Source organism: Micromonospora cabrerizensis (genome assembly GCF_022230955.1).
Classification (GTDB): domain Bacteria; phylum Actinomycetota; class Actinomycetes; order Mycobacteriales; family Micromonosporaceae; genus Micromonospora; species Micromonospora cabrerizensis.
In genome coordinates this window covers 47,148-73,849 of record NZ_JAKKFI010000083.1, presented here as the reverse complement: position 1 = coordinate 73,849, position 26,702 = coordinate 47,148, and the positions used below count along the sequence as shown (strand labels likewise).

Here is a 26,702-nt window from a genome sequence, read left to right as displayed (position 1 = left end):
GCCTGGTGGTTCAGCAGGTGGGCAGGACATTGATGTTGTCGCCGCCCTCCAGGTTGAGCCAGGCCCACGGGATGTAGTTCTTCTTCCCGTTGAAGTTGACCTGCACCCACCAGGTGCTGCGCTTCTGGTTGTTGTAGACATAGGAGTCGACGTCCTCGCCGGACTTCTTGCAGTACGCCTGCAGCCGGGTGCCGGGCTTCGCCCAACCGGCCTGCTGGTCGTTGTCCTGCCGGGTCACCTTGAAGACCTCGTTGCCGTTGCGGCCGTCAACTTCCCGGTCGCAGTAGGTGCGCTGGTCGGCGCCCGACCCGTTGTTGCAGGTCGCGACCCCGTACAACGGCTGGGTGTCCTGTGCCCTCGTCGCCGTGCCCTTACCGGCGGCGTTGGTCGCCGTCACCGTGAACGTGTAGTCCGTGCCCGGCGTCAGGCCCGGCACCGTGATGCTGGAGCACGCCCCGGCCTTCGCCGGCTCACCCGGCGTGCTCACCGAGCAGGTGGCCTGACCGCCGCCGGCGTCCACGGTGAACGTCACCGTCGCCGACGTGGCGGTCGCCGACGAGCCGGTCACCGTGACCCGTGGTTCGGCGACCGTACGCGCGGTGGCGGTGGCCTCGGGGCCGGGCCCCGCCTCGTTGACCGCCTTCACCTTCACCGTCACGTTCTGGCCGTTGCCCAGCCCGGTGACGGTCGTGCGGGTGTCGGTCACCTCGCTGGCGCGCCCGCCGACATCCACCAGGTATTTCGTCACCGCCCGGCCGTTGGCCTCGGCCGGCGCCCACTGCACCGTGACCGCACCCGGCTGGTTGGCCACGGTGCCGGCGCGCAGGTTGAGCGGCCGGCCGGGCGCCGCGAACGGCACCACCGTGTTGCTGACCGGCGACGCCGCCGACCCCGCGCCCTTGTCGTTGACCGCCACCACGGTGAACGCGTACTGGGTGCCGAACTCCAGCTCACCGGCCGGCACCACCAGCTCGGTCTTCGTGGACTCACCGGCCGGGGCGTTCGTCCCCGCCGAACTGGCCGTCACCGCGTACCTGGCGATCTTGTTGCCCTGCCCGTTCGCGGCCGGCCACTTCACCAGGACCGTGCCGTCCGGTCGCTCCTGGGCGGTGACGCTCGCCGGCGGATCGGGCACGGCGGCGGTCGGGGTGACCGGGTTGCTGGTGCGCGGCGGGCCATCGCCCTTGGCGTTGACGGCGTGCACCGCGAAGCGGTACGTCTCACCGTTGGTGAGGCCCTTGACCTCCACCGCACGCTGGTTGGCGCCCACCTGAAGGCGCTGGCCGGCACCCTCCACCACGTACTTGATGATCTCGGCGCCGTTGGCGGCTGCCGGCCGCCAGCTCACCCGCGCCTGCGCGTTACCGGCGGCGGCGGTGACGCTGCGCGGCGCGCTCGGCTTGCCCACCCGGGGCTTCTTCGGCGGAGGCGGCGGCGGGGCGACCGGAGGCGGGTCGCCGCCGAGCACGTCGTTGGCGTACTTGTCGACCTCGCGCACCTGGTGCTTGTCGTCCACCACCCGGGCGGTCGCCGAGTCGGGAGAGTTGATGAACAGGTGGTTTTCCCGAACCTCCAGCTCCAGTGGACCGTTCGCCCGCCCGCCGATCGTCTCGACCAGCTGACCGCCCCCGTCGAAGGCGTAGATGGTGCCGGTGGCCTCGTCGGCGCAGTAGAACCGGTCCGCCCAGGCCACCGCCGGGCTGAGTCGGTCGCCCTCGCCCGGCACGGTGAACGCCCTCTCCTCACCACCGTCACCCACCACCAGCACCCGCCGGTCGGCGGGCACGGTGACCGGCACCCGGGGCCCGCTGGTACGCGAGGGCAGGGCCGCCGGACCGGACAGCGTCAACGGTGTCGGGTGGACCTTGCCGCGCTGCACCCGCACCAACTTGCCGGCCGTGCGGTCGAGCACCGCCACCCCGTCGTCCAGGGTGGAAACCTGCAGCTCGTGGCTGGCCTCGGCGACGTCGTACGACTCGACACGCTCGGGGCTGAGCCCGGCGCCGGGTGACGCCGCCGACGCCGGAGCGGACGGCAGCTTGGCGGCGGTGACCGCCGAGACGGTGCCCTGGCTGGGGACCGCGATCCACAGCCGGCCCTTACCGTCGAAGGTGCCGCCGGTGATGCCCGGCGGGTAGCGCACCGGCTCACCGACCGGAGACAGCGACCGCGGGTCGAGCTGCCGGACGATGCCCTGCACGGCGTCGACAACGAACGCCGCGTCCTCGTGCAGGGCCACGCTCACGCCCAGGCCAGGGGTCGTGCGGGTGGTCGCGGTCAGTTGCAGGGTCGCCAGGTCCAGTGAGCTGACCTGCCCGGTCTGCAGATCACGCAGGATCAACAGCCGGTCGGTCTGGGTCACCTGCATCGGGTGCTGGCGGGCGGCGGGGATCTCCGTGCGGGTGTCGACCCGGGCGGTGACCCCGTTGACCCGGGCCAGCTCACTGCGCGCCGCGCTCCACAGCCAGGAACTCGCGTCATAGTTGGCCACCGCGTTGTCCGCTGCGCCCAACCCGAGGACGGTCAGCCCCATGGCGGCCAGCAGCGCGGTTACCGTGCCGATGGTCACCAGCCCGCCGCGAAACCGGGACCGGAAGCGGGGGGCGTCGGTCCGTACGGCGTCCTCGATGCTGGCCACAGCCGGCTGCCTTCCCTGAGTCGTGGCAGGTGGCGCGCCTCGCGGCGACCCCTCCCCTGAGCCGGGTGCCATCATATGGCGCTGCTGGTGGCGGGGGAACCCGCACGGTCACCCCTGTGGATACCGAGCGTGTGCGTTGTGGACGCCCAGCTCAGCCGGGCTCAGCTCGGAGACGGCCGCCCGGAGGGCTTCCCGCTCGGCAAATTGCTGCGCTCCCGCGCGGTGCAGACCTGCCCCGAAGTCGCAAACCTGTCTGTCGAGTAGACCGCCAACACGGTGAAGCAATGATCCACTCGCGAGTTCAACCCGTTGACCGTGTAGCTGGTGCTGCCCGGGTCCACCGTGGCCAGCACCCCCAACGCCTGACCGGCACGCCCGGCGGCGACCATGAACGGCACCGCGCCACCGGACGGATCCGTCCAGGTCAGCGTGATCGTGGTCGAGTTGTCCCGAAGCCTCAGATCCCCCGGAGGAGGCCCGGCCGCCGTCGGTGCCACCCCCGTCGGCGCCGCCGCCGTGGGTGCGCTCCCGCCGGACGGCGGGTCGTCGCGGGTCAGCACGACCGCACCCAGCCCGGCCACCGCCACGACAGCCACCCCGGCCGCGACCACCGCGCCGATCAGCGTCGCGCGGTTGCGGCCCGTCGAGTCGCTCTCGTCGGCGTACGCCGGCCGGTACGCGTCCGGCCCGGGGTGGTGGTACTGCTGACCCGGGTACGGCGCGCGGTGTTCCTGGAACGGGCCGTGTTCCTGGAGCGGGCGGTGTTCCTGCGTCGCGTACTGGTTCTGCTCCGCCTGGGTCGGCTGCTGGTCCTGATGGTGCAGCGGGGCCGGTCGCGGCATGGTCGACGGCGGTGCGCTGCCGCCGACCGGTGACCAGGCGGTCGGGGACGGCTCGACGGGGTGTGGGTGGGGGCCGCCCAGCGCCGGCTGGGCGGTGACGGGCCGGCCCGAACTGGCCGGACCGCTGTCGGGCGGGACAGCCGGGAGCACCTCGGTCTGGTCGGATGTCGCGACCCGGGCCTGCTGCGCCGGCACCACCGGGGCATCGAGGATGTCCAACCCGAACTCGCCGCCGTCCGCGCCGGTGCGCTCCGCTTGCGCCGGGGGCAGGTCAGCGTCGTCAACACCGGCATTTGGCGGTGGGCCGCTGCGGCTCCACGGCGGTGCGGTCAACCCCCAGGGCGGTGCGGGTGGCGCGCTCGTCGGCGGCGCGGAGACGGGCGGCGCGCTCATCGGACGCGCGAGGAAGGGCGGCGCGCTCATCGGCGGCGCGGAGATCTGCTGCCCGAACGCCGGTGGTGCGGACACGGGATGGGTGTGGCCGGGTGGCGCGGAGACCGGGTGGGTGTCCGCGGGTGGTCCGGAAACCGGGTGGATGTGGCCGGGTGGCGCGGAGACCGGTTGGGTGTGGCCGGGTGGTGTGGAGACCGGTTGGGTGGGTGGGCCGGAGACCGGTTGGCGGTGAGCCGGCGGCGCGGAGAATGGTTGCGCGGGAGTCGGCGGCGCGCTGACCGGACGGGTTGGTGCGCCGCTGACCGGTTGCGCCGGCCCTGGGTGACTCCTGGTCGGAGATGGACTGCTCGGAGAAGAAGTGGGCTGGGCAACGGACGTGTCGACCGATCCGCTCGCCCCGGTCGGCCTGACCCCCGATCGGGCAGCCTCCTCGGCGAGTAGCGGTTCGATCTGGCGTACCTGGATCGTCGGGTCGTCCCAGCGCGGTGCCGGCACCCCCGCCGCTGGCGTCGGGGAAGCCGGGGGCGGGGTGGTTGCGGTCGTCGGCCGGTCCGAAGCATCGACCGCCGGGTCGTCGCCGACTCGTTGACGGGGCGCTACGGCGGGCCCGGACGGTGAGCGGTGCGGTGGCCGCTGACCGGATGACGGCACTTGCTGGCTCTCGGCCCTCGGCCGGGGTGGATGGCTCTCGGCCCTCGGCCGGGGTAGCTGGCTTTCCGCGCTCGGCCTTGGCTGGGTGTCGATCGCTGGCAGGGACGGCTGCTGATCAAGGGCCCGGCGGGGCCGCATCATGGGGACTTCGGTCTCGGGCGGCTGCTGGTCGGCGGGCCGACGCGGTGTCGGCCCGGGCGGGGCAGAGGCCGTCGGGGCGGTGGGTGGAGCCGGCTGCGCCTGCGCGACCGAGGACGGTGCGGGCTGCACCCGGGATACCTGAGGCGGCGCTGTGGGGGCGTCAACGGGCGAGGCAGGCGCGGCGGGTGCGCGTACCCCTGGAGGGGTTGACCGGGGTGTGGCCGGCGGTGGTGGCGGAGCCCAGGGCGAGCTGGTGGCCGCCTGGCCATCGGCGGAGGGTCGCATCGCGGCCAGGGTCGCCAGGGACAGCGTCGGCCCGGACAGTGCCGACCGGGTGCCGGAGTCGACCGACTCCGCACCGGGCGTCGGCGGTGGGCTGTGTTGGTCGCTCGGCGTCGACGCCGCTGGGCCGAGGTACGCGCGGGCGGCGCGTACCGCCGGGTGGTGCTCCCCGAGCACGGCGGGCCCGGCGGTGGCGACGCGGGTGTAGTTGCGGCGGGCCTCGTGCCGGTTGCCCAGCTCCTCTGCTACCTCGGCGAGTTCGAAGGCGAGCGCGAGCAGCGCCGGGTCGGAATGCTCCCACCGCCGCTCACCCGCGGCGAACGCCTCCTCCAGCACCCGGCGTGAGGCGAGCGGATCGTCCGCCTCACGGTGCAGCCGCGCCAGCAGGTGCGCGGTGTGCAGCATCTCCGGGTGATCATCGGTGTACGGCGGGGGAGGGGACTCGACAGCCTCCGCGAGCAGCTGCCGGGCGGCGCTGAGGTCACCGGCAGCGCGCAGGGCGAGGGCCCGGTGCTGGGCGGCTGCCAGAGGGGAGGGATGGGACACAGGGCAATGCTGCCGCCAGAGGGCCACCGGACGCTACCCGGACACGCCTGGGCGTCGTGTCGGTGAGTCGTTTGGGGTGGCTTGAACAGCGGCGGAAGCGCCGGATCAGAGGCGCCGGAAGGCGATGTGCATGATCCACGGGCGGCGTGTACAGTAACTCCCCGTGCGGCCCGCTGCACCGACCATCAGATGGGAAGATCATCTGGTCGGCGAGGTAGGCTGAACGTGTAGGTCCGGGTGGCGGAATGGCAGACGCGCTAGCTTGAGGTGCTAGTGCCCGTATAGGGCGTGGGGGTTCAAGTCCCCCCTCGGACACCAAATTGCAGCATCCATGCTGTGTATCGCGTACTGGTGGTCAAGCGCGCTTGACCACGCAAATCTGACCTCAGCGACACCCTCGACCGAGCCTGTCTCGATCGGGGGCGGTTGTCGTGGCTGATCGTTCCGTGGCTCCCGTCATCCCTCCCGTGAGGCTGTCGGACCGTGAGCAGAGCCCGCACCGGCCGCGTGGTGGAGCCACTCCGCCATTCCCCCTGCCGGTGCTACCCACGTCACGTACCGGCACGATGTTGTACGGCCTAGCTGCCATCGACAGCAGTGGCCGGATCGCCGACCGTGCGGTCATCCGGGCCCTCGGATGGGGGCCGGGCACGCGGCTGCACATCCGCGAGGCCTCCGGTGTCATTGTCGTCCGGCTGGACCGGCAGGGCGTCTTCACCGTCACCGGCCAAGGCCACCTCCACTTGCCGGCGGCTGTCCGACACTGGTGCGGGCTCGCCGCCGGCGACCGGGTGCTGCTCGCGGCAAACCCTGCTGACGGTCTGCTCGTGGTGCACCCTCCTGCCGCCTTGGACGCGATGGTCGTGGCGGTTCATGCAGCTCTGCTGGGCGGTGGTCAGGCATGAGTGACACGACCGTGGGCAGGGCTGAGCTGGATGCCGCGCGGCTGTTGCTGGCGCGGATGGGGATCTCGCCGGCCGACCTTGTCGAAGCGGCCCCCGATCGTCCGCCCGCACCAACGTTCGCGGAGTACGTGCCGGTGGTAGCGGCGGCGGTTAGCGACGGTACCCGGCGGGCGTACGGCTCGTACTGGAAGCGGGTCCTGGAGCAGTGGGGGCAGCGGCGGCTCGATGAGCCGACTCCGTCGGAGATTGAGCATCTCGCTGAGTACACCAAGACGCATGTGGTGGCCCGACGCAACGCGCGAGGCGGGCGTAGCGCGGCGGAGCATTTGATTTCCGCGCTGCGGTGTCTATACAAGCGGGCCGTTGCCGACGGGTACGTCACCGCGGCGGACAACCCCGCCCTCAAGGTGGCCAAGCCGCGGCGCCTGCCCAGCACCAGACGAGCGGTGGCCGACAAGCGGTTGGCGGAGATCAACGCCGTTGCTGCCAGCACGGGCGATGACCCGGCGCTGGACAGCCTGCTGCTGCGGCTGCACACCGAGACGGCGTGCCGCCGGGGCGGTGCGCTGGCGCTGCGGCCCGTCGACCTGGACCCGGACCAGTGCCTCATCTTGCTGCGGGAGAAGGGTGACACGGTGCGGTGGCAGCCGGTGTCACCGACGCTGATGAGGCATCTGCAGCAGCATGCCGAGGAACGTCAGGCGACGGGGACGGGACAGCTGCTGCGTTACCGGAATGGGCAGCCGATCACCTACCGGCGCTACGACCACCTGTGGGTGCGCATCGGCGAGCACTTGCCGTGGGTCTACGTGCAGCAGATCAGTACGCATTGGTTGCGGCACACGACGTTGACATGGGTCGAGCGGAACTTCGGCTACGCCGTGGCTCGCGCCTACGCCGGGCACACCGACAGCGGTAGCGATGTTGGCACCACCAGTACGTACGTCCGGGCGAGTCTTCAGGAGGTCGCCGCCGCTCTGGCAGCCCTGACCAAGGAGCCCCATCCTCTGGCCTGATGGGGGACGACAACGGGTGGGCCTGGTCGCTACGCCCAGGCCCACCCCTCTAAGGCGTGGTGTATCCGTTCTGATCAAGCGGACCGTCTCGAAGGCGAGCGTCCGAGAGCATCCATACCGTTCGTAGTAGCACTTGGGCGCGGATCTCCCCTGGCAGCCGGACGTGGCCCGCTTGGTCTCGACGGCCCTCGCCTGCTCGTCGCCGCTGAGATGCACGAGCAGGGCACCGATCGCTGGGAACGCCTGATTGAGCAGCCGACGCAGGAATGACCACAGGCCAAGCCGGTGCCTGCTTGTGTCGAAGTAACCCGAGGATGGGCTGCTCTCATCGACCGGTCGAACTGACTCGTAGACAGCTAGCCGGTCGATGAGACCGGGTGCCTCCGCTATTCTGCTGGCGAGGCGGTGTTACTGGTGCTCGCGGACCTTCTCGACTGGCCAGCCGATGAACTGCGCGATGTCCTCGGCGGATGTGCTGTTCTGGCTGATCCACTCGTAGAGTGCCTTCGCAAGTGAGGGTGGTACCCCTGGGGTGCTTACCTCCGGCAGCGGCAGGTCGTCTGTGACGCTGTCGACGTGAACCCACCGGCCGTCGGGGCAGAGCCGCTTGGTGGCGGCTGTGTAGCCCTCCCACCCGTCGTCGCCTTCGGCGATCACCTCGTCGGTGCGCCAGTCCAGAACTTTCCACTCATCGACGCCGACCTGCCCGCCGTCGACAATGCGATACCCCTTCTGCTCGAGCTCCTCCAGGCGCTCGTAGCGGGCGTCGTCGATGGTCAGTTGCGCCCGCAGCAGGCGCCTGACGTGCTCGACGGCGGCATCGCCGCTGCTGCGTACCCCGCCGTCGCCCAGCGGTGATTCAACCGCTGTGGCGGCGGCGCGGGTGTAGTTCTGTCCAGTCTTTGCCATCTCGGCGCGGATAGCTCGGGTGCGTGCACGGTTGCGCTTGCCCATGATCTGTCCTTCTGCGAAGGCCCACGCCCCTCGCGAGAAAGGGTCTGGTGTGGAATTCACGCTGCGTCGGCGACAGCTTGTCCTCGATCACCACCTGCGGCGTGGGCACCAGCGGCTTGGAGACGGGCGGGCGCGTGACCGCCGCCCGCAGTCTACGAGGTGCCGCGGGGGGACATGAAACATGGGGCACCCGAACGTCGGCGCGCCTTGTCAGCCAGCGTCAGGGAACGGACCGATGTGTTCGTCGCTGATCTGCGCTATCGCCGCGATCATCCGCTCAAGGCCCCACCGGGGATCGAGGATCGGCCGCGCACCCCACCTCGCGCTGATTTCGGTGAGTTCCTCTCGAAGGTGCTCATGGTCATCGGCGGGTGCCAGGACCGCGACGGTCCTGCGGGGGGACAGGGGGAAGTCGCCGATGCGGCGCCACTCTCGCTCCCACCAAAACTCCTTGCGGCTGTACTTGGTCGGGCCCATCTGCTCGAAGAACGGGGTGATCTTGAAGATGGCCTCCTCGCTCAACTTGTCGCGGTCGACTGTCCGGCCGGTCGTGGCTCGGCGCACGGCGTCGTTGACCATGGCGTTCACCGCGGCGATCGGCCAGTCGCGGCCGGGCGTGATGTCGGAGTACCAAACGGGGTTGCAGCCGGCCTTGCGAGCAGTGGTCTTGGTGACGGCCAGGCCGTAAGGCTGGAAGCGCACGTCGCGCTTGTCGATGTTCTCCAGCATCATCCAGGTGTGCTCGAGCGGGGTCTCGGTGAAGCACACGACTTTCTGCGTCGCCGCCTTCCTGAGGCTCGGCTCGTGCACCGACGCCGGTCCGAACGGTGAGCGGGCTTCGATGTATCCGTCCCGGATCATTGTCAGTAGGTTTTCCCGGGCAGTGGGCCCGTTATGACCGGGAGTGTCACGGGTCAGGTGGATCAAGAAGGTCGACAAGTCGGTACGACGCTGCAGAAGGTCCTCGATGCTCGCCACAGGTCCACATTGCTATACCTCGCCGTAGCCGGGTGGGCTGCCCCACTGCCCGTCAGGTTTGGGCTGCTCAGCGCACGACAACGCCTGCCACCCGCTCTCGGCGGTGGCCACACCGCGAAGGCGTTTGGAATAAACGAGCCAGTGGGGGCGGTGAACGCCGCCGGGGCCGGCACGCGCTTGGTGACTAGAGGGCATTCGTGCTGCACCGTGGCGAGGAGGCCACGCACAGGCCCATGTTCCCCTCTGTGCCACCGTGGCCGGGTCCGTACGCGGTGCGGTTCGCCAACTTTTGGATAGGGGGCCATCAAGACCGCGCCCGGCGGGAAGCTGCGCGAGCTGCGTGTGCGCTGCTCGATGCCGGTGGTTACAGGGCCGTGCGAGAAGGCTGACATCTTCACCGTCGCCGGACCGGGGGCTGTCACTCGTGATCGGTCGGCTGACGTGGCGATGATCCTTCCCGTGTGGCACCGACGGCTGACCCCATTCCACCGGCGCCGTTTGCCCGCGGCCGTGCGGCCCGAGGGCGGGCTCGCCGGAACGGTCCGCGGCGTGCCGGGTGGGCCGGTCCGGGTGTGACGGCGGGCCTCGCCCCGATACCTGCCTGTTGAGTGATCAGAGGCTAACGCTGGTGATTGCGTGGTAGGTGGCCCAGTGGCCCTCGCTGTCGGCGGGGGTCCGGCCACACTGGCACGGCTCGTTGGTAGCCCGGTACAGCAGCTCGAGTCGGCCGAATCGGTCGCGGGCCTGGTGGAAAGCCTCCTGAAGTTCCACCTGGTAGATCTCGGCCCGTTTCATGGCGTCGCGGATCACCGGCCAAGGATCGGTCGGCTCGCCAGGGTCTTCCAGCGGCAGTTCGGCGATGTAGATGTCCAGCGTCGCCCCCGCCGAGAGTCCCGTGTGCGCGAGCGATGTCGCCCCTTTCCCGTCGATGAGGTGCGCCCCGGTCACCCAGAAGTCGTAACGGCCGTTGTTCGTGACCTCCGCGAAGATCCCTCCACCATGGCGATCCTGTCGCCAGACGAACTGCACGTCGACGTGGGGGCCCAACTCGTCGTGATGGCGCGTCGACTCGATGGTGGAGATCCTTTGCGCCTCGCGCGCGGAGATGTCGGCCGCCTTCGCGGCCTGGTCGGCGGCATCGACGGCCTGTTGTGATGTGGTGAGGGCGGCCGCCGCGATGTCCGCCGAGCGTTCCGACGCCAATGCGGAACGGCGGCTCAGGCGCCAGGACAGCAGCCCGAAGACTAAACCCCCAAGCACGCCGACGGAGCCCCCGACAACGCCGAGGACTTCGGTCCAGGAAGAACCCTCCGCCGCGGCGGAGATCACAAGGTCAGTCACAGCGCGTGAGCGTATCGCGGGGGTACGACAACAACACGGACGACCGAACCGCACCTAGCACTCAGGGCACCAAGGGCCGGGTACGGCGGGTCCTCGAGCGCCGACCGACCCCGACGCCGTCGTCGCCGGCCGCGCCCAGCCCTGGAGTTCAGCCCCGGTCGAAGGCCACGTCAACCGCATCAAAACGATCAAGCGAGAGGTATGGCCGCGCGAACCTCGACCTCCTCCGCAGACGCGTCCTGGCCAACCCGTAAGCCGCCACCAAGATCAATCACAGAATATGTGCCAGAGCCAAGGTTGAGCCGGCGTTGACACGCGGAGCAAGATATGGCCATTGCTTATCGATCTGCGACCGGGCGCGGTCGCAGATCGGCAATTGGGGTGGGCCGTGCCCCGCGCGTCGCCCTGGCTGGCGCCGGTAGCCGCTGGCGCTGACGTCGCCGGCAACGCTCGGGGCGCACAGTGGCGACGATGGACAGCGATCAGCCCGCCCCACCTCGAAAGGTGCGGCACCGCGCGCACAAGCGACCGGCTCGCCCGCACGCCGTGTTGCTCAGGCTGTCCGACGACGAGAAGGCTGCGATCGACGCGGCGGCGGCTGCTGCCCAGCTGACCCCAACCGGCTACGCCGCCAGGGCTGCGGTCGCCGCCGCGTCCGCTCTTCAGGCGCCCGGTGGTGTGACCGGTGACCTGCGCGATCTGCAGCACGAGTTGTTTGCCGCTCGCCGCGCCGTGGCGATGTTCGGCAACAACGTTAACCAGGCGGCTGCGGCGTTCAACGCCACCGGTCGGCTGCCCGATTGGACCGCTGACGCCGTCCGGCTGTGTGCAGCCGCGATCGCCCGGCTCGACGAGGTAATCTCCCTGATCGACCGGAGGCTGCGGTGATCACGCGAGTGCACCGGCGCGGCTCGCGGGTCGGGGGGCTGCTGCGCTACCTGTGGGGCCTGGGGAAGGCGGAGGAACACGTCAACCCACGCTTAGTGGCTGCCTGGGACGGCGCGGGTCCCTTGAGCGACCTGGAACCAAAGGTCACCGCCAGCGGCAAGCGGGACCTCCGTGCGTTGACGGCATTGCTGGAGCAACCGGTCCGTGCGGGCGACCGGCCGCCCAACAAGTTCGTCTGGCATGCCAGCATGCGGCTCGCGCCCGAGGACCGGCACCGCACCATCAGCGACTCGACCTGGGCGAGCATGGCGGTGCAGATGCTCACTGAGGTCGGCGTCGCCACCACGGCCACTGATCCGGGCCTGCGGTGGATCGCCATGCGGCATGCCGATGAGCACGTGCACATCGTCGCCACGCTGGTGCGCGAGGACGGGCGGACCAACTGGATGCGCAACGACTACCCGCGCTGCGTCAAGGCGACCTACAACGTCGCTCGCCGCTACAACCTGCAACGCTGGGTGCCGCCGGCTGACCGGACCGCCCACCGCCGCCCCCATCCGGTCGAGGTCAGCAAGGCCCGTCGCGTAGGCCGCGCTCAGACGCCCAGGGATGAGCTGCGCCGGCGCGTACGCACGGTCGTGGCCGCGGCCGGCTCGGAGGAGGAGTTCTTCGCCCGGCTACGCGAGGCAGGAGTGCTGGTCCGGCTCCGGCCTAGCAGCACCGATGCACGGCAGATCACTGGCTACGCGGTGGCTCTTCCCGGCGCACGCACCGCCGGTGGGCAGCCGGTGTACTTCGGCGGGGGCCGGTTGGCACCCGACATGTCGCTGCCCAAGTTGCGGCTGCGGTGGGGCGCCCCGACACTACCGCCGACGGCTGCACCGACGGTGAGCCGGAGCCGGCGCGTCGAGGTCATGCGCCAGGCCGCCAAGGTTGCAGCCGCAGCCGCCGCCAACATCCGCCGTGCCGCCCGCACCGAACCGGCGCGGGCGCAGGCTACTGCGGTCGCCGCAGCCGACCTGCTCACCAGCCTGGCCTACGCGATGGAGGGTCACCGGCGTGGGCCATTGCACCGGGCCGCCGAGGTTTTCGACCGCGCAGCCCGCGATCTCTACGGACGGATCCGTCGGTCCACCAGCCGTTCCCAGGAGATGCGCGCAATGTCGCGACTGGTAGCGCTCACGGGTCGCAACTCCGGCGACGACGCCGCGGTCGCCGCGCTCGCGCTGGTGCTGGACCTGGCTCGGCTCGCCGACACCCTCGAGCAGCTTCGGCGTGCCCAGCAGCGCCTGCACCAAGCCGAGGCGGCTCGTGCCGCAGCCGACGCGCTGCGAGTGGTAGCGGGTGGCCGGCAACCGGCGGTAACGCTACCGCTAACTCCCACGCCAAACCCGACCCGACAGTGGGAGGCGGCCAGCGTGCTGGGCGCGGCCGCTGAGCAGGCAAAGGAGGTGCACGTGGCGCACCCGCAGCAACACGAGGACCCGATGGCCGAGACCCGCCAGCAGTTCCTGCAAGGGCTGGCGACGATGGCGACCGTCGGCGAGGCCGGTGCCCGCTGGGCCGCCGTCGGTATCCAAAACAAGGCCGCCGAACGGGAACGCCAGGCCCAAGGTGACCAGGCAGCCTCGGCGGCTCGACGGGAAGCCGACCGGCTGGCAGCCAAGGTAAGCGGCGACCGCAAACGGATGGCAGCGTCGCTGGACGGTGACTGGCTCGTCGACAAGGCTACCTTCGCCGAGGCCGCCGCCACCTGGCGAACCGCGACGGTCCACGCCAGCAGCGACCCACTAGCCCGGCGGACAGCAGAGTTCGCCGAGCAACGACTACGTCAGTTCCGCCCGGATCTGATGGCCGCCTACGAACGCCATCGGCAGGCCGGAACGCCGATCCCTGAGGCCATGCGTGCCGCCGCTCGGGAGGTGTGGGAGCGCGATGCCCGGGCCGGCCACCGCCACCACGGCGCTCGCGCTCACGGCGGCACACCCGACCGGGCGGGGATTAGCCAGGACGGCCCAGCCGCGCTGCCACCGGGTGGCCGTGCGCTGGTCGACGACTTCGACGCCGCTGTCCGCCAGGAGGTTATAAAACTCGCCGAGCACGTACGGCCCGAAGCTCTCGACGAGTTACAGCGCCAGTGGCGCGCCACCGGCAAACTCCCCGCGGGCGAACCCGTGCAGCTCCTTCGTGACCTCGCGGCAGAGATGAACCAGGCGATCCGGGCCGGCGAGGCTAACGGACGCCCGGTCGAAGGGATCCGTCTCGCGCAGAGTCATGTGGAGGAGGCCTTGGACCGTGATCTGCAAGGTAGGAGCGCTGCTGAGCGAGGTGAGGGAGTCCGAGAGGGCGGGGCGCTGGACGATCCTCGTACCGTGGCCGACGAGTACGCAGTCGCGCAGCCGGCGAGCGTGGTGCACGACGACGGTGCTGACTACACCGACGCCACCGCGGCCGCCGTCCACCACGCTGACCAGCTTGCGACGCCCGCGTGGGTGCAGGCCTTCCCGAAGCTTCGCGTAGCCCAGGTCGACGCGGCGCTTGCCGCCAAGCAAGCTGCGGCAGCGACCGCAGTGCCGATGCGCGGACGATCGCGATGACCGTCCCCACGTCCCAGCAGGTCCGCAACGACGTGCCATACGACTCGATGAGCTCGCTGCGGAGGTGGCGAGACTGACGGCGCAGGTCGTCGACCTCCAGCAGGCCCAGGCCGAACGCGTCCACGCTGGTGATGGGGATGATCAGCCGCCGCTGTACTCGACGGTCGAGGAGTGGGTGACCACGTATCTGCTGCCGACCTTCCCACGCCCGGTCGGTGAAGTCGGCATGACTCGGTGGCACTGGTGCGAACAATGGTGGCGCCACGACGAAGCGGTCACCCGGCTGACAGCCCTGTGGTACGGCTGGGAACAGGCCCGGCTGCAGATGACCGGCATGCTGCCCTGGCTGAGAGCTCGACCACCAGCTGCCCATCCTGTACGGCGATGACGGGCCATTCCGCGATTGTGCTGCCGGCAGTGACGTCAGCGAAAAGCGACACCGCTCACTGCCAGAGACGCCGACCGAGCCCGCGCCAGAAGACTGGTGGAGCTGGTGGGCCTGACAAGGCGAAGGCCCGAGGTACAAGCTGGCGGCCGGACCGCTGCTACCCGGCTGTCCGGCCGCTATACCCATTCCCGCCTGCCATGACGAATCCGACGCCGCTAAGTGACACCGCCGTCATGGGTGTCGGAACCAGACGATTCTGCGGACGAACTACATCAGATTCAGTACGACGAGGATGGGCAGTGCGACCCCCATCGACGCGGCGAACGCCGTCCCGCCGTAGAGCACGGCTTCGGCCAATCGCGCGCCGACGCTCGACTTGAGGATGCCGGCGATGAGTGCGACCACCAGGGAGAAGAGCCCGGCCACGAGCAGCCAGAGAATCGATACGGTATGGACGGTCGGGCTACTCACGCGGATTGTCCTTTCTGCGTGTGATCAGCGGTGGGAACCGCCGATGGCGGGGAGAGTTCTGCAGCGATGTCCACAAGCTGCTCCGACAGCAGGGTGCGGGCCCGCGCGGCAGCCGTAACGACGCGTTGGGCGGCGAGAATCTGTTCGTCGAGCGCGCCCAAGGCCGCGCCGACGTGCTCCTGTCGCGGTAAGGGCGGCAGTACGACCTCGAGCAACCCGAAGTCCTCGACACTGATCGAGGCGATGGCGGTGGCCGCTGATCGGCCTCTTATCCACTCCTGTACGCGCGGCAGGCTGAGGTAACTCAGCAGGTAGCCGAGGTCGACGTCGCCGGGTTGCCTCCGCCGTAGTCGAAGCAGGTTGGTACTGAACAGCCAGCCGTTCTGCTGGTGGCTCACCAACGCGGACGGCCCAGTGGATCCGGATCGTACGGAGACGATGTCACCTGCTTGCACCTGGAAGTCCTTTTTGAGTCGGTCCGCAGCCTGCGGCGGGATCCTCTCCTCCCCGGTGGCGTCGATGCGGCCGTGGCGGAGATGCTTCGGTAGCACCACGGATGTCCCCGACTGCACCTTCGGGGTGCCCAATCGGGAGTGGGAGGGCCCGGCGTGTATATCGCAGATGTCCCGAAGGTGGACGCGACGCCATCCGTCCGGAAGGCGGTCCTCGTCCAGGTCGGTCTCTGAGAGCAGGTCGAGCAGGGGACGCGTGTCGGCCTCGGCGGCGCTCGCCTGAGCCTGCTGGCGGGACAGGTCTCGGAGTGCGTCCTGCGTCTGCGCCATGGTGGCGCCGGGCGAATTGGTCCGCGCGCCGGCCATCCGATGTTCCAGCGGGTTCAGCGAGTAAGTCGGCCCGTGGAGCCTGTTGGTGTCGACGGCGAGGCTGATCTGCTCGGTGCCCAGATGATGACGGCCTTGCTCCCGATCGTCAAGGAACGATCGATAGGCGGCGACGATGGTGTCCTGGTCGATGGACGAGAGGGTGCGCTGCCCCTTGCTGGCTGCCCCCAATTTCTGGGCATTGATGAACAGCACCTGATCGCGGGGCTCGGTGGGCGCCGTCAGCAGCCACACTGAGACGGGGATCGCGGTGGTGGGGAATAGCTGCCGCGGCAGGGCGATGATGCACTCCACTACGCCCTTGTCGATCAGGACCTTCCGGATGGCGCGTTCCCGGGCATTGGTCGACGTCCCTGCGGTGTTGGGCATCACCACTACTGCCCGCCCGCCGGAGTCAAGCGATGCGAGGATGTGCTGTATCCATGCGAAGTTGTCGTTACCCTCCGGCGGCGGGCCGAAGGGCCAGTCCTCCGCACGACGCTGCTTGCTCAACAGCCCGGTGTTGAAGGGCGGGTTGGTGAGAATCAGATCCACTTTCTGCCGGGGCCAGGCCACGGTCGCCCAGGATCCGGGGGTGCCGTGTTGAAGGCGGCCTCGCAGGCCGCGCACGGCTAGGTTCATGCCGGCCAGCCGCAACGAGTCCTGGTCCGCGCTCTGCCCGTAGACCTCCACCTGAGCGTCGGCCTGGTATCGGTCGGCGAATGCGGTGAGCAGCTCACCGCCGCGGGCGTACGGGTCGAGGACGCGTCCCCCGGAGGTCCTGCCAGCCAGTAGCAGATCAGCCATTAGCCGGGCGACACAGTTGGGGGTAAAGGAGGTTTCAGGACCGAGCCGGGCCTGTGCCGCGTACCGGTCCATCAGCGCCCGGAAGGCGGCGGGCCCGAGCTGGCCGCTGGCCCGGATTACGGGACGAAGGTCGTCGGGCGAGCTTGGCTGCAGGCCGCCGAGCCCGAGCCGCACGCCAGGTAGCAGGCCACGTTCACGGAGCTGCCGATCAGCCATCACTCCGAGCTGCACGAGCAGCGTCCGGCCTTCGTTCGGTCCTCCTGACTGCCGCGACAGGTGGCGCAGGTGCTCCCATTCCTCGGGCGCACTGGCGCAAAGGAACGCCAGCGAAGCCAGCAGATGCAAGTACCCGGCCGAGGAGCCTGTGCCGGGAATGCGTCCCTCCAACGTGCTGAGAAGCCCCTCGACCAGTAGCCGCTCTTGCTCGTCCCGATTCAGAGTCTGCGTGACGGGCGGGTTCTCCCGGGTGGATTGGCCTTTCGCGGTACGGGTCCGGCGGACACGGTCGGCGTAGGTGATGCCGGCTCTCTCGCCCTCTCGCAGGGATCGGTCCGGAATCGTGCGCCTCTCCCACCAGCTCATGACCTCCGCGAGTCGGAAATACTCCGCATCGCCTGACCGGACGGGCTTCGGGAAGTCACCGTGTCTCCGCGCCCAGTTGGGGACGTTCTCCCGGCTGACCCCCGCCAGATCGGCGATCTCGGATCGGGTCACAAGCCGGTCATGGGAACCAGCCTCGTCAATCATCGACACCCCCGGTAGGACGTTGGTTACGACGCTCATCATGGCTACATGTCGATCGCCTGTCCAGCGCGCACACTAGTGCGCAGTACGCCACGAAGGCCCTGCGGGAGGTAGAGCCAACTGCATCGTCAGCGCCGAGAGGCTGATCTGAGCTGCCTTTTCAGGTCTAATAGGGAAGATTCAAACCCGCATCGAGCTAGTCGTGAAGGATCCTAGGTGTTAACCCCCTGAACGTGACCGTGATCGAGGCGCGGGCGAGCCAGATGCGCGCGTGGAGTGGACAGGGTGATGAATCAGGAAGTCGCCGGCTCCCGAACAGCGGCTCCGTGCGGCAGCTTGGGGCTTCGTTCAACCACGGTGCTTGTCGGCGAAGCTGCCAAGCACCTCTTCGACGTGGTCAGTGGCCTGATCACCAAGCTCATCGACGTCCTGATCGTCATCAACCTGGCCTCGGCGGTCGGCACGGCGACGAGCGAGACGGGAATCGGGCCAGTCGTCGGCTACGGCGTGGCGGCCTACTACGCCTGGCAGGCGTACGACCTTTACAACGAGATTTCGACCTTCTACGGCAATGCCGAGGCCACCTTCAAGGGCATCGCCGGCACCATTGGCATGATTCAGGCCGGCGCTGCCATCGCCGCTCTTCCCAACCTCGAGACCTATCAGCACCCCGGACAGCAGGGATAGGCCATGACCGACGAGATCCACCGCCAGCCGCTGGCCCGTGCGGTCCTGACGACACTCGCCAGGAGCCGTGCCGGCAACGACCCGCTGGGTTCCCTGGCCCGCACCGTCCTCAGCGGCGAGGCTGACCTGCGTACGGCGGCGACGTTCTCCTGGCACGGCCAGGCGCTGGACGACGCCTTCACGGCATCGCTCAACGACCGTGACGCCCTCACGCGGGACGAGCGCATCGAATGGGAGCGTCAGGCGCAGCAGCTTCGTGAGGCGGGCGCAGAGCTCACCGTCGAGGCGGAGACCCTCGACAGTCCCGCCAGCGAGGGCCGGGAGGAGCAGCGGTGAGCACCAGCATGCGATGGCGGCTGGCCGTCCCGTTGATCGGCCTGAGCCTGCTGTTCGGGGTCCCGACCATTTACGGCACCTGGGTGTTCTGGTCCGATTTCGGAAACACCTACCGGTCGCTCAGCGTCGTCATTTGCCTGGCTCTGCTGGCACAGCTGGCGCTGGCGGTATCGATCGGCGTACGACCGAGCCGGGACGTGCCCTGGCTACGGATCGGACTGATCGCGGTCATGTTTTTGGCGGCCTGTGGTGTTGCGGCAGTGCGAAGGTCGGTCTGACAGCGACCGCACCGAAGCGGTCGCTGCTGATGCCGATCAGACTCCTTGCCGGAGCCTGGCCTGTCGACTCAGCCGAGCGGCTCCGGGATGTCGGACCCGACGCGGTAGTTCACCTTCCCCTCAAACTCCTCGAATCCGAGTCGTCGGTAGAAGGCGCGTGCACCGTCGTTGTCTCGGTCGGTCATCCACTCCACTCGACTGCACCCCGGCGCGGCGGCCGCAATTGCCCGCATCTCCTGCATGAGCCGCGTGCCCGTGCCCAGCCGCCGGCCGTCCGGCCGCACGTACAGCTCCTTGATGAACAGTGAATGCGTCGATCCGGCAGCCGGCCACAAGAAGGAGTACGCCGCCAACCCCAGCACCTCGTCGCCGCTAAGCGCGAGCACGCAGTACGCCAGGGGTGGCGTCCCGAACAGCGCAGCTTCGACCTGTGTCAGTCGTTCGTCGAACGGTTGGATCGACGTGGCGCCGTAGTACCGCTCGATCTCCTCGATCATCGCGGCGACGGTCTTGGCGTCGCTGGGCTCGGCGTGGCGGACGACGAGGTGTTGCACTGTGCTTCTCCTTTAGGCCGGAAGCGTGGCTTGGACGTGCCGGATGAGGTGGGCGAGGTCCTGACAGTAGACCGACGGGTTGCGGTACCCGCGCTCAGCGCTCAGCCGATGCGGCAGATACCCACCGCCGCAGACGGACACCAGGGGGCAGCGCTGGCACTCTTCTGCCAGGGCCGCCACGCCGACCTGCCGTCGCTGGATCGCCGGGTGGTTCGCCACCTCGTCGATGGTGTGGTCGAAGACGTTGAGGCCGAGGCTTGCGGCGCCCGGGGCGGCGGCTTTGAGTGTGTCGATGTTCTCGATTGAGCCGTCGGACTCGACCACGACGATGTCGGCCGGTGCGAGTCCGAGCGATTCGACGGAACCTTTCGCACCGAGGCTGAGGGCGACGATGTCTTCGAGTATGCGCACCGAGTGCGTGTAGGAGTCGGCGCTGGTCCATGCGTCGTAGACGCGGCTCAGCCAGCGGCCGTACTCCGGCTCAGCGGGATGGGTGCGTCCCGGTGGGGCGTCGTGCGTGGCGTGCGGCAGGTTGAAGTCGATGACCGCCGGCCCGAGTGACGCGAGATAGTCGTGAACGTCAGCTGGGTCGTTGTGGAGGTCGACCACGGCCAGGACACCGGCAAACAGGTGGGGCCGATTGCGGAGCAGTTCGATACCGCGGACCGCCGCATCCGACGTCGACCGACCGCGGTGGCTGACCCGGTGGCGGTCATTCGCCGTGGGCCGGCCGTCGATGCTCACGCCGACCCGGACGTCGAACCGATCGAAGAGGTCCAGCCAGTCGTCGTTGAGCAGCATGCCGTTGGTCTGCAACTCGAAGCGGACGGACGGCACTCGGTCGCGAAGTATCTGCAGGATGGCGCCGAGGTGGCGCGGCCCGGCGAGCAGGGGCTCGCCACCATGCAGCACGACGTCTACGTGGTCGAGGTCGTGGGCGGTGGCGTGCTCGGCGATTCGCTGCGCGACGGCGTGGGCCACCTCGACGCTCATCCGTACGGGCAATTCCCGCCAGGCCTGGTCTGGCCCGTTGAAGACATAGCAGTAGTCGCAGTTGATGTTGCAGCGGTTGACCACCTTGAGGATGAAGGTTCGCAGTGGTGGCATGCCCGCGCTCCGAGCGTGCTCAGGATTGCGCGGGAAGCGACGCCGCGTGTGCGGCTCGAACGGCCTCGGGCTTGGCCTGCTCGGCCGCGATCCGGGCGTGGACCCTCTGGACCACCGTCGCCAGCACAGGCTGCACGTTCGACGTCGTCGACTGCTGCATGGTCGCCTCCTTCATGTCTGACGGTGACGATACCGGGACGCAGTGAAGTTACGTAGGTTGATTTCCGAGCCGTTCGTGGAGCATCTGGGCGGCGCTGCGGAGGTCGGCCGCTCGCTCAGGTCGCCCCAGAGCAAGTTCGCAGCGCGCGAGGCCGTCCAGCGCATGCGCCTCCTGCAGCGGCACGCCCAGGTCGCGGGCGAGGGACAGCGCGACCTCGTATCGGTCATTCGCCCGGTCGAGTTCCCCGGCGTCGAGGTGCAACGCGCCAACGTGGTTGTGCACTTCGAGTTGACCAGTACGGTCTCCGAGCTCGGCGTACCACCCGGCAGCGCTGTCCAGTGCACTCCTTGCACCGACGAGGTTGCCTTCGAGACGACGCAGGACGCCCATCTCGGCCGTGGCGGCGGCCAACCCACCCCGACTCTCCAATTCGACGTAGATGGTCACGGCCCGCTCCTGGGCCTCGAACGCCGCTGCCTGGTCCCCTCGGAGCCGGTGCAGCACCCCGAGGTGCCGGATGGCGTTGGCCTCGCCGAATCGGTCACCGAGTTCGGCGTACTTGGCCAGTGCCTGTTCGTGCGATTCGGTCGCACCGTCGAGGTCTCCCTTCAGGCGACGGGCGACGCCCAGCTCGTTGAGCGCGTACGCCTGATGCACCGGGTCGCCGATCCTGGTGTAGATCGCCAGCGCCTCGCGGGCGTGGTGCTCGGCCTCGGCGTAGTCGCCTGTCAGGGAGCGGACCAGTCCGAGGTCGCGGAGCGCGTTGGCTTCGCCAAAACGATCACCGAGCAGTCGGTAGATCTCCAGCGCTTCCGTCGAAGCTTCGGCGGAAGGCGCCAGGTCACCGGTCATGCGCCGCACCATCCCCAGGTCGGCGAGCGCGTTCGCCTGGCCGAGCAGGTCACCGGTCTCCCGGCAGATCTCCAACGCTTCCGTCTGGGCGCGGGCCGCCTCGTCGTACATTGCGGTCAGGTAGTGCACAATGCCGAGCTGGTTGAGCACCGACGCCTGCCCATGCAGATCGCTGAGAGCCCGGTAGATCGCGAGCGACTCGTCCAGGGTCTCCACCGCTGCCCGGTAGCGGGCCATGAGGCGGGACACCATGCCGAGGTTCGCCAACGCGTCGGCTTCTGCCTTCCGGTCCCCCGTGCGGCGTGCCGCCACGACCGCGGTGCGGTGCAGCTCGGCGGCCTGGTCCCACGGACCCGCCTGGCGCAGGTACGGCGCCATCGCGGCGGCGAGTCCCACGACCAGGGCGTGCTGCTCGCGGCGCACGCACTCCTCGACGCAGGCGAGTACGTTCGCGCGCTCGGCGTCAAGCCACGCCGAGGCCGTGGCCGGCGAATCGAAACGGGCTGTGGTGGTCGTGGATCCACGGCTGATGTGGGTATTCGCCGCGCTGATGGTCTCCAGGTAATGTCCCGCAAGGTTCTTGATCGACATCGTCCCGTCCTGCCCGTCTTCCCCGAGGCTGCGTCCATAGTCCCTGACCAGGTCATGGAACCGGTACCGTCCGTGCTCGGTTTCATCCAGCAGGTGATCCCCATAGAGCGCCTCAAGCTCGGACCGCGCCACCTCCCGGGAGACCGAAGCCAGCGCCGCCGCGGCCTCTTCATCGACGTCGAGCCCGGGGAACCGGCTGAGTCGACGGAAAAACCGCTGACGTTCACCCGGCAGATCCTGGTACGACAGGTCGAACGCGGCTGCGACGGCGCGCTCGCCCGCCTGCATCTCCACCAGGCGGTGCTGCGTCGACAACAAGCGATCCTTGAGATCCTCGACGCTCCAGGAGGGGTGGTGCCGCAGCCTCGCCGCAAGCAGGGCAACCGCCAACGGCAGGTAACCGCAGACAGCGACGAGCTCACCAACCGATTCCTTGCGGAGCCGACTACGACCGGCCAGACGCATGAACAACGCGGCGGCGTCCGTCGCCGACAACGCGCTCATCTGCAGACTCGCCGCGTCCGGTGCGGCTAGCCGACGACGGCTGGTGACCAACACGAGGCTGCCGGCCGCGCCCGGCAGTAGCTGCTCCACCTGCGCGTACGTGGCGGCATTGTCGAGGATGAGCAGCATCCGCCGATCAGCCACCCGAGTGCGCCACAATGCGGCGCGGGCCTCGGTCATCGCCCACTGATCGTCGCTGTTCGGGATCTTCTGCGGGGCGACGCCGTCCGCGAGCAGCAGCGACGCGAGTGCCTCGGCCGGTCCGACCGGCTCGCGTCCAGGCGTGTGCCCGTTGAGGTTTAGGAAAAGCTGACCGTCCGGGAACTTCGGTGCAAGCAGATGGCCGACGTGGATGGCGAAGGCGGTCTTGCCGACGCCAGCCATGCCGTCGATGGTTCGGACAGGCATGATCGACTGATCCTTTGACGCGTCCTTCAGGATCTGCTCGATCTCGTCCCGCCGGTTAGTGAAGCCGGCGACATCGCGCGGCAGGGTGCGCAAGACAGCAGCTGACCCCACCCAGGGCGTGGGCTCATCATCGGCCTTCCGCACGCCGACTTGGCCGGGGTCGGTCAGGACCGGCAGCAATGCGGCGAGGACCACGGCAACGACCGCAAGCAACAGGAACGACTGCCACGGGTACCGCTGCACCAGAGACAACCAGCCGGGCCACCGCTGCTGATTCGAGGCGGCGTTAGTCACCAGGCCGATCATCAGCGTCACTGCGGCAACGCCGGCAGCAACCAGTCCCGCAACGGTTACTCGGCGCAACTTCACGATCAGCACCGTAGGGCATATCGACAAGAAGCACTATGGAGAATCCTTCGCCGCGACGGCATTTGTCGCCTCAAACGAACTATCCGAGTCATGCGCGGGGGCGTCCCGAGGTGTCTGTCCCTGGTCGCGCCTGATGACGCGGACCGGGGTGGGTGTTGGCAGCGGCGGCCAGGGTGGTGGTTCGGTGGAGTGCAGCGCGACGATGACCTCGTGGGGGCGGCCGCCGCACCACCCGAGGCCCTCCAGGGTGGGTGCCTCCACGAGGACCACTCGCGGTGCGGTGAGCAGGTGGGTGCGCAACAGGACGCGGTGCGCCGACTCGTCGAGATCCAGCGGAAGACGCTGGTCGGCCTCGACCAGGTGCACCAGGCGGGGCAACTGCCGGCGGGCCCGCCATTCGTCGAAGGCGTCGTCCCAGGCGTACCAGGGTTGGTGTCTGTCGGGTAGCTCGGTGGCCTCCAGACTCCAGGTGGCCGCGGCCAGGATCGCTCGTCCGTACCGCACTCGGGGGAGGAAGGGCAGCTTCGCCCGGGCGGCGGCGCCCCAGTTAAAGGCGGTGACCTGCGCGCATTGGGCGCGTCCGAGCTCGATGAGGAACCGGGCCAGCGCGGGAGTGTGAGTGCGCAGGTTCAGTGCCTGCATGCCGACCGCCTCGATCCGGTGGCCGCGGTCGGGCACCGCGAGGTACATGCGTCGGCCGTCGCACCCCACCGCCAGATCGTCAACGGTGAGCACAGATCGACTCGGCCATCGGTGCTCGGCCAGGCTGATCACCGTTGCCAGCACCCGGACGGCACGCGCGACGTTCGCGGTCGCGGGGTCGAGCGGCGGAAATGACACCTGGGCCGGTGTGGTGGCCCGGTCGCTGGCGGGTAGATCGGCCAAGCTGGCGACGAACCTTCCCGCGTCGCTCGGCCGCAGCACACTGAGGAAGCGTCCGGTGAGTCCGCCGGCTGTCCGGGACACGGAGGTGACCTCGACAGTGAATCTGCCGCGCGTCAGGTCCTTCTCGTCGGCGGCCTGAACGCGCACGCACGCTTCGAGGTGCGGAGGTAGGCGTAGCCGCAGTGGTCCCAGGTCCAACTGCGCGATAAGCGCGTCATCGAGGACGACCTCGGTCGCGCCGTCCAGGGCCGCGCGTTGCGCCACGCTGAGCAACACCTCGTCCCGACGGGACATTGGCGAGCGAGGCTCAGGGGCGGGGCTGCCCAGGTAGCCGTCCGGCAGGCCAATGCCGCTGTCCGGGTCAACCACCTCCCGCACCGGCACAAGCGAGCCGATCCCGTAGCGCTCGCAGAATCGCTGGTAGTAGGTCAGCCACGCGGCGGTGCCGTACGGGTCAGCGCTCAGCCGGGTCAGCACCAGCGCGGCACGCTCCACCTCCCTGGCTACCTGGTCGGGGAGCGTCACCGAGGCGTCCAATCGGCGATCCACGGCGAGCGGCTCCTGCTCGGAGATCGCGAGACTTCGCATTTGCAAGGCCACCAGCCGCCGGGCCGCCGCGGCGTCGTCCGGCTGCGACCTGTTGTGGCGGTGCAGCCCAGCATGGATCTCTCGCGAAGCGCCGACGACGCCAGCGACGGACGTGCCGATTCCAGCGCCAGCCTCGTCGAGCTGGCGCAGCAGGTACCCGAGGGCGTCGGGCTCTGTGCTGGGAGCGTGCAGGCTCGTGATGAGGGCGTGGTGCGCGATCAGCTGGTTGAGCATCGCCATGACGGCCGCCGCCGATGCTTGCGGAAACGCTCCACTGAGCTGCGAGGAGAGGACCTCCACCCGGATCGGGCTGTGGGCTGCCTCGATGGCAGTCCGTACCGGCGCTGAATAGCGCAGGGATACCTCCGCCGATCCCACTTGGCCGTTGAGCCCAGGGCTCGGCCGGTGGGGGAAGATCAGCCGGTCGTCGCGGACCGTCAGCGTGTTGTTCGCGACCACGGGTAGTCGAGAGAGCAACTCCGGGCAGCGTTCGAGATGGGCGATCAAGTCGGTGAGCCAGCCGGCACCTGCCCGGGCGATAGCCTGATGGTTTGTGCCCCAGCGGGTAGGTGCTTTCGAGCCGAATACGGCCGGCGCCACGCCGGCGAGCAGTTCGAACGGCATGGGTCGACCCAGTAGGCGCTGCGCGTACCCGGCGACGGCGTGGACCGTCCGCCGTGTCTCGCGTACCGAAGCCGCCTCACCCGCGCAGAGCTTCCTGACCTTCGCCGTGAGCACCGGGCTCGAGAGGATGACAGCCTCGGCCACAGCGTCGATGGCCCAAGCATGCCGTAGCCAGCCGACCCAGGACGGCACGAGGTCGGGGCGAGATTCGGTCAGGTCTGGCCACGGGGGCAGGTCGACCGCCGGATGCGCGACGGTGCGGACAAGTGCGTTTGTCATTGACCGATAGGCGGGGGACTGAACGGATCGGCTCACATGATCACCTCGGCATGACAGGGGCGCCCGGCCGGCACCGACGGTTGTGGCGGTGCTGGCCGGCCTTGCTGAGCCCGTTGATCAGGCGACGTTGGTGGTGCATGAGGTGCAGGTACTGCCGCAGCCGTCGCCGGCCAGCTCGGCGTCCGTACTACTTGAACGGTCGCCGCTACCGGCGGAGATCGAGAGCGTCACCTCAGGCGCATGACCACCGTGTCGTCGGTGGCCGAGACGGTCGACGCCGGCACGAGCCGGAGGGCTGGGGCGGTCCGGGCGTACGAGGAAAGTCGATCCCGAGGAGGGGTTCCGCCAGCCAGGAGTGCAGGGCCGGGATACGTGGCGATGACTCGAGCCGCCCAGAAGTAGTACTCGCAGGGGAAAGGCTTGAGCTGGTGGAAGTAGACGTAACAGCCGAGACAGAAGCCGTCGTCGTCTCGATGGATGCCCAGGACAACCCTCGCGGTCGCACGGAATTCGCTGTCCGGCGAGGCCTGCACGGCATGGCTCCTGGCAACGCCGGACGTCTTCACGACGGCCTCTCCTTCTCGAAGTTGCCGAGCTCGCCATCGATCCAGACCAGCTCGGCGCCGTGGATGCGCTCGCAGTGGGCGGCTTTGCTGCAGAGCGCGACCGCCTGGCTGTCGAGGCTCAGCGAGATGGCGGAACCGTCGGGCAGTTCGATACCCCACGCGATGACCACTGGGCTGTCATCGCCGTCCGGGTAACGCACCAAGGCGAACCGACGGGGAACCGTGAAGTGCGCGCCGATCATGAACCGCTCCTGTCCGGGGTCGGTGCACGGCCGCGGGTGGGCTGCCGGCCCCTGGAAGTGGCTGTGTGGGGAGTGATCCGTGGTGGCGTGCCGGCGCACGATGGCACCGGCACGCCACCACGGCACCAGTGGTCCGGCGCGGGATCGCACGGGGGACGACGATCCCGAGCAGCACAGACCTCCGATGTACGCGGGCGGGAAAGCTGCCGACGTCTCGGGTCAACGCCTGCGTGCTCTCCTGCCGCGCGCTGGTCCGAGGTGAGCGGGCCGCC

General features: G+C 69.2%; 22 protein-coding genes, 1 tRNA gene and 1 pseudogene. 9 read left to right on the top strand and 15 right to left on the bottom strand.

Annotation, left to right across the window (positions count from 1 at the left end):
- Positions 1-10 precede the first annotated feature (10 nt).
- The 3 genes and pseudogenes from LADH09A_RS22165 to LADH09A_RS32195 form a co-directional block, all read right to left on the bottom strand.
- Entirely contained in the window at positions 11-2,638 is a 2,628-nt protein-coding gene (locus LADH09A_RS22165; protein WP_238647386.1) for a fibronectin type III domain-containing protein, read from the bottom strand.
- 161 nt (positions 2,639-2,799) lie between these two features.
- Positions 2,800-3,948, bottom strand: a complete 1,149-nt coding sequence (locus LADH09A_RS22160; RefSeq protein WP_238647413.1) for a fibronectin type III domain-containing protein — start codon at positions 3,946-3,948, stop codon at positions 2,800-2,802.
- Between the two features lie 1,086 nt (positions 3,949-5,034).
- Positions 5,035-5,493, bottom strand: a pseudogene (locus tag LADH09A_RS32195) (hypothetical protein); the annotation flags it as partial.
- Between the two features lie 231 nt (positions 5,494-5,724).
- Here LADH09A_RS32195 and LADH09A_RS22150 point away from each other — a divergent pair.
- The 3 genes from LADH09A_RS22150 (at position 5,725) to LADH09A_RS22140 (ending at position 7,414) form a co-directional block, all read left to right on the top strand.
- Positions 5,725-5,811: transfer RNA gene (locus tag LADH09A_RS22150), tRNA-Leu, on the top strand.
- A 248-nt stretch (positions 5,812-6,059) separates the two neighbouring features.
- Positions 6,060-6,398, top strand: a complete 339-nt coding sequence (locus tag LADH09A_RS22145) for an AbrB/MazE/SpoVT family DNA-binding domain-containing protein (RefSeq protein ID WP_238647385.1) — start codon at positions 6,060-6,062, stop codon at positions 6,396-6,398.
- Complete coding sequence (locus tag LADH09A_RS22140; protein WP_238647384.1) at positions 6,395-7,414, top strand: tyrosine-type recombinase/integrase; 1,020 nt, start codon at positions 6,395-6,397, stop codon at positions 7,412-7,414. The genes LADH09A_RS22145 and LADH09A_RS22140 overlap by 4 nt, the downstream gene beginning before the upstream one ends.
- 408 nt (positions 7,415-7,822) lie before the next feature.
- Here the strand turns inward: LADH09A_RS22140 and LADH09A_RS22135 are convergent, their stop codons facing one another.
- From LADH09A_RS22135 to LADH09A_RS22125, 3 genes are all read right to left on the bottom strand, one after another.
- Positions 7,823-8,368 carry a hypothetical protein gene (locus LADH09A_RS22135; protein WP_238647383.1) on the bottom strand — a complete coding sequence of 182 codons (546 nt, stop codon included), beginning with the start codon at positions 8,366-8,368 and terminating at the stop codon, positions 7,823-7,825.
- A 210-nt stretch (positions 8,369-8,578) separates the two neighbouring features.
- A complete protein-coding gene (locus LADH09A_RS22130) occupies positions 8,579-9,346 on the bottom strand; it encodes an abortive infection system antitoxin AbiGi family protein (RefSeq protein WP_238647382.1) in 768 nt (255 codons plus the stop codon).
- 612 nt (positions 9,347-9,958) lie between these two features.
- Entirely contained in the window at positions 9,959-10,687 is a 729-nt protein-coding gene (locus tag LADH09A_RS22125; RefSeq protein ID WP_238647381.1) for a hypothetical protein, read from the bottom strand.
- Positions 10,688-11,149: 462 nt separating this feature from the next.
- Here LADH09A_RS22125 and LADH09A_RS22115 point away from each other — a divergent pair, with 462 nt between their 5' ends.
- From LADH09A_RS22115 to LADH09A_RS22105, 3 genes are all read left to right on the top strand, one after another.
- Entirely contained in the window at positions 11,150-11,575 is a 426-nt protein-coding gene (locus LADH09A_RS22115; RefSeq protein WP_238647380.1) for a hypothetical protein, read from the top strand.
- Complete coding sequence (locus tag LADH09A_RS22110) at positions 11,572-14,172, top strand: hypothetical protein (RefSeq protein ID WP_238647379.1); 2,601 nt, start codon at positions 11,572-11,574, stop codon at positions 14,170-14,172. The genes LADH09A_RS22115 and LADH09A_RS22110 overlap by 4 nt, the downstream gene beginning before the upstream one ends.
- Positions 14,173-14,236: 64 nt before the next feature.
- Positions 14,237-14,560 (top strand): DUF4913 domain-containing protein, encoded by a 324-nt coding sequence (locus LADH09A_RS22105; protein ID WP_238647378.1) that lies wholly within the window; start codon positions 14,237-14,239, stop codon positions 14,558-14,560.
- A 267-nt stretch (positions 14,561-14,827) separates the two neighbouring features.
- On the opposite strand, the gene LADH09A_RS22100 is transcribed toward LADH09A_RS22105, so the two are convergent.
- Both LADH09A_RS22100 and LADH09A_RS22095 read right to left on the bottom strand, forming a co-directional pair.
- Complete coding sequence (locus LADH09A_RS22100; protein ID WP_238647377.1) at positions 14,828-15,031, bottom strand: hypothetical protein; 204 nt, start codon at positions 15,029-15,031, stop codon at positions 14,828-14,830.
- On the bottom strand, positions 15,028-17,403 hold the full coding sequence (locus LADH09A_RS22095; protein WP_238647376.1) for an N-6 DNA methylase: 2,376 nt from the start codon (positions 17,401-17,403) through the stop codon (positions 15,028-15,030). The genes LADH09A_RS22100 and LADH09A_RS22095 overlap by 4 nt, the downstream gene beginning before the upstream one ends.
- A gap of 285 nt (positions 17,404-17,688) precedes the next feature.
- Between LADH09A_RS22095 and LADH09A_RS22090 the strand changes: the two genes are divergently transcribed.
- Genes LADH09A_RS22090 through LADH09A_RS22080 form a run of 3 tightly spaced genes read left to right on the top strand, consistent with a single transcriptional unit; the run spans position 17,689 to position 18,701 of the window.
- Positions 17,689-18,087, top strand: coding sequence for a hypothetical protein (locus LADH09A_RS22090; RefSeq protein WP_238647375.1), 399 nt, complete (start codon positions 17,689-17,691; stop codon positions 18,085-18,087).
- A 3-nt stretch (positions 18,088-18,090) separates the two neighbouring features.
- Positions 18,091-18,423, top strand: a complete 333-nt coding sequence (locus LADH09A_RS22085; RefSeq protein ID WP_238647374.1) for a hypothetical protein — start codon at positions 18,091-18,093, stop codon at positions 18,421-18,423.
- A complete protein-coding gene (locus tag LADH09A_RS22080; protein ID WP_238647373.1) occupies positions 18,420-18,701 on the top strand; it encodes a hypothetical protein in 282 nt (93 codons plus the stop codon). Before LADH09A_RS22085 ends, LADH09A_RS22080 begins: the two co-directional genes overlap by 4 nt.
- A 68-nt stretch (positions 18,702-18,769) precedes the next feature.
- Here the strand turns inward: LADH09A_RS22080 and LADH09A_RS22075 are convergent, their stop codons facing one another.
- The 7 genes from LADH09A_RS22075 to LADH09A_RS22045 all read right to left on the bottom strand — a co-directional run bounded on the left by LADH09A_RS22075 (position 18,770) and on the right by LADH09A_RS22045 (position 26,430).
- Positions 18,770-19,255 carry a GNAT family N-acetyltransferase gene (locus LADH09A_RS22075; protein WP_238647372.1) on the bottom strand — a complete coding sequence of 162 codons (486 nt, stop codon included), beginning with the start codon at positions 19,253-19,255 and terminating at the stop codon, positions 18,770-18,772.
- A gap of 12 nt (positions 19,256-19,267) precedes the next feature.
- Complete coding sequence (locus tag LADH09A_RS22070) at positions 19,268-20,362, bottom strand: FxsB family cyclophane-forming radical SAM/SPASM peptide maturase (RefSeq protein ID WP_274529946.1); 1,095 nt, start codon at positions 20,360-20,362, stop codon at positions 19,268-19,270.
- A gap of 19 nt (positions 20,363-20,381) precedes the next feature.
- Positions 20,382-20,522, bottom strand: a complete 141-nt coding sequence (locus LADH09A_RS22065) for a hypothetical protein (RefSeq protein WP_238647370.1) — start codon at positions 20,520-20,522, stop codon at positions 20,382-20,384.
- Positions 20,523-20,570: 48 nt separating this feature from the next.
- A complete protein-coding gene (gene haaT / locus LADH09A_RS22060) occupies positions 20,571-23,246 on the bottom strand; it encodes a cyclophane-containing RiPP biosynthesis TPR protein HaaT (protein WP_238647369.1) in 2,676 nt (891 codons plus the stop codon).
- Between the two features lie 33 nt (positions 23,247-23,279).
- Positions 23,280-25,622, bottom strand: a complete 2,343-nt coding sequence (locus LADH09A_RS22055; RefSeq protein ID WP_238647368.1) for a lantibiotic dehydratase family protein — start codon at positions 25,620-25,622, stop codon at positions 23,280-23,282.
- 227 nt (positions 25,623-25,849) lie between these two features.
- On the bottom strand, positions 25,850-26,188 hold the full coding sequence (locus LADH09A_RS22050; RefSeq protein WP_238647367.1) for a hypothetical protein: 339 nt from the start codon (positions 26,186-26,188) through the stop codon (positions 25,850-25,852).
- On the bottom strand, positions 26,185-26,430 hold the full coding sequence (locus tag LADH09A_RS22045) for a hypothetical protein (RefSeq protein ID WP_238647366.1): 246 nt from the start codon (positions 26,428-26,430) through the stop codon (positions 26,185-26,187). Before LADH09A_RS22045 ends, LADH09A_RS22050 begins: the two co-directional genes overlap by 4 nt.
- Between the last annotated feature and the right edge of the window lie 272 nt (positions 26,431-26,702).